Annotated in this window: 2 protein-coding genes and 1 pseudogene; all 3 read right to left on the reverse strand. The window is 27.4% G+C overall.

Going from position 1 to position 1103, the window contains the following annotated elements; all coding sequences use genetic code 11:
* Nucleotides 1-181, reverse strand: a pseudogene (locus ACOTVC_RS08775) (hypothetical protein); the annotation flags it as partial.
* The gene (locus ACOTVC_RS08780) at nucleotides 147-560 is read right to left on the reverse strand and encodes an immunity 70 family protein (RefSeq protein WP_214099781.1); all 414 of its coding nucleotides are present in this window, start codon (nucleotides 558-560) and stop codon (nucleotides 147-149) included. The pseudogene ACOTVC_RS08775 and the gene ACOTVC_RS08780, both read right to left, overlap by 35 nt.
* Nucleotides 561-628: 68 nt before the next feature.
* The coding region (locus ACOTVC_RS08785) for a hypothetical protein (protein ID WP_421628376.1) at nucleotides 629-1103 on the reverse strand (475 nt) is incomplete at its 5' end.

A 1103-nucleotide genomic window follows, 5' to 3' on the forward strand; every position in this document is an offset into this window, starting at 1 on the left:
CATAAAAAGTCTTGTGGGTTTGAAGTATGCTTTCTAATTGCTCATCTTTAGCATAAAGAAGTTTCTCCTCTAAAGAACAATCAAAATTTAAAGGAAAAGGTTTTATGGTATTTTTGCTTAGAAATTTTTGCCAAAGTATAATTATTTTAAAAACTTTTAATGGTAAGGTTAGCTTTTTCATTGTTGGCTAGTTGTAAGACCTTTTTAAAAAGTTCTATAAAATCATTACCATCGCTTGTTACAAAATAATTTGATAGGTCTGTAATATCACTACTGATATTATCACCCCAAGGTGGCGTAAGAGATAAATTTTCAATATCCCAAATTAGTTGCTTTGGGGTAAAATTTTTAAATTCTTTTTGTATATTCTCTAGTTCATTTAACACTAAAGAAGCTTTTGAAAAATTTAATTCACCTTGATATACTTCATTCATTAATATAGGGAATCTACTCCCCCAATTTCCTTTTTCAAGATGATAAGCCACATTGCTAAAAAATGCATGTAAAAAATCACCACTGCCTATTTCATACCAAAGTCCATTTATATTAAAACCCACCATTAATTTTCCTAAATTTACTTGGTTTTAAATTGAATAAGTATATCACAATTCAATTTAACACAAATTTTTTATTTTATTTTTTCTTGTATTTCTTTAGATATATTTTGTCCTCTAGAGTCTATAATGAAGATTTGTTCGGTTTTTGATGGCAAATGTTGTAATCTTTGTTGATATTGTTTGGTAATAATATTAATTAAATTGTTTACACTGGATGTTTTATCAAGATTATAGTTTTTAATTTCAATGCTAGAACCATTTTTGCATAAGTCTGGACGAACAGAATGTTTTGTTCCGTATGGAACTTCCTTGCCATTAAGAAAAGATTTCTGTTTTTCATAATCATGGTATAATTTTGATATATCTTCTTCAGATTTTCGCCAATGAGGTTTTTTGGGTATATTTGATATAGATATTTGTTTTATTTTACTATCGTTTTTATTTTCATTTTCCAAATATAAAAGCATTTTTGCTTTCTCTTTACTTTTTTCTTTTCTCCTTCTTTGTGCTGCTTTTAGCTTACCTCCTATCCCTTCCCATTTTATC

It is taken from the genome of Campylobacter sp. GB48, assembly GCF_049221845.1.
GTDB lineage: Bacteria > Campylobacterota > Campylobacteria > Campylobacterales > Campylobacteraceae > Campylobacter_D > Campylobacter_D lari_C.